Below are 1,546 nucleotides of genomic sequence, written 5' to 3' on the forward strand. Positions count from 1 at the left end.
TGAACCAGTTTGCTATCCTGTTCGGCGAGCGATTTATGCAGGCGCGTGGATAACGTGCTGTTCAACCGCCTCGCCCACAAAAATGCGGACAGGTTCATTTTTTCTCGTAGACCGGACGAGTAAGTGCGCACGCCCACAATCCCGCAACTGTGCGGCGTAATCGCATCTCTCGTACAAACTGTCGCCACCGCAACGTTATCTTGCCCTGCGGACTCTTAATCCGTAGGGCAAGTGTTCGAGTCACCCACCCCCACTAGAATTCTCCTGCGAATCAAGGAACTACGCTGCATCTTCAAGCGGCGTAGTTCCTTCCGCTCCGAGCTTGACCAAAACTTGATCGTGCTCGCGTGGGCCGCCACGTGGCTCGGCGCGGGGTGAGCGCACTTCTGCACCATCTCGATGGTCTCCCAACCGATTCGGGCTGGGATGACGATGGCTGGGACTGCAGCATCTTCTAGACTTGCAGATCGACTAGTAGGTGGCGAGGTGCCTTGATGCGTCACATGGATGAGAGCCCGCCTCTCCCGGAAGAAAGTGAGTGGGGCGACGAGCCCGGTCTGCGGGTTTCCGACGCACCCGAGAACTGCGAGAATGTCATGTTTCGCAGGCGCCGCGGCCCATTTGCCCCCCGTTCGCCTCGCCTTGAAACAGAAACGCATATCGGACACAAACATCTGCTCCATGGCCACTAAAACCAAGAAGCCCTCCTCCGCACCAGGCACCCCTTTCCCCACCGCACATGACCAGCTCCATCGAGTCGGCAATGGCTAACGCCAATCATAAGTCACGTCCCCCGGTAACGGAACGCTTCGTCACCGTCCAAGAGTCAGCACGCCGCCATTCCTTGTCCAGGGTCCTCCGTGCTATCAGAGCGCACCGGAAACTGAACACGACGTATTACCCGTGGATCAAATTGGCTGGAGTATGGCTCGAGGACGCGGGATTCGAGGCTGGAGAACGCGTCCGGATTACCGTCGAGGACAAGCGACTCATCACCACGCCGATGTAATCGGCGCATTGCCATGGTGGGCATCGCAAGTCACCGCCGTCTAGATAGCTCGGTGCCCAATACTCAGCACCGTTAGTAACTGTGACAAACGACGATTGTTCTGCAAGCGCAGCGGCCCAGGTCACTCAGGTCCGCTGCGGTATAGCTTTTCAGGACAAGGGGCGACCCGCGTCAGGCACGTCGGAAATTTCCGTCGCTGAAATGCAAAAACCCCCGCCTTGTCGGGCGGGGGTTTCTGGCTTGAGGGAGCCTGACGATTACCTACTTTCACACGGGAATCCGAACTATCATCGGCGTAGAGTCGTTTCACGGTCCTGTTCGGGATGGGAAGGGGTGGGACCGACTCGCTATGGTCATCAGGCAAAGAGGGTTGTTCTGCTGGCGTGGCCAACAGAACCAATCTTGGAAGAAGCAGTAATTTAGTTGGGTTGTGAGCTGTACCTCACACGTACGCGGTACTTCAACCGTCGTACGTCGAGTGCCTTGCACTCGACGCTCGATGTCCGTAAGCGCTAAAGCGCTAACGGGCATCGAGAC

The 1,546-nt window shown here is 57.4% G+C and carries 1 protein-coding gene and 1 rRNA gene; one reads left to right on the forward strand and one right to left on the reverse strand.

The window, feature by feature from the left end:
• The first annotated feature begins 763 nt into the window (after nt 1-763).
• Complete coding sequence (locus tag HWX03_RS36610; protein WP_175874672.1) at nt 764-1,009, forward strand: SymE family type I addiction module toxin; 246 nt, start codon at nt 764-766, stop codon at nt 1,007-1,009.
• Nucleotides 1,010-1,257: 248 nt separating this feature from the next.
• On the opposite strand, the gene rrf is transcribed toward HWX03_RS36610, so the two are convergent.
• Nucleotides 1,258-1,370 (reverse strand): 5S ribosomal RNA (gene rrf, locus HWX03_RS36615).
• Nucleotides 1,371-1,546 lie beyond the last annotated feature (176 nt).

The organism is Burkholderia sp. BCC0397 (genome assembly GCF_902832865.1).
In the GTDB taxonomy this organism is placed as follows: Bacteria; Pseudomonadota; Gammaproteobacteria; order Burkholderiales; family Burkholderiaceae; genus Burkholderia.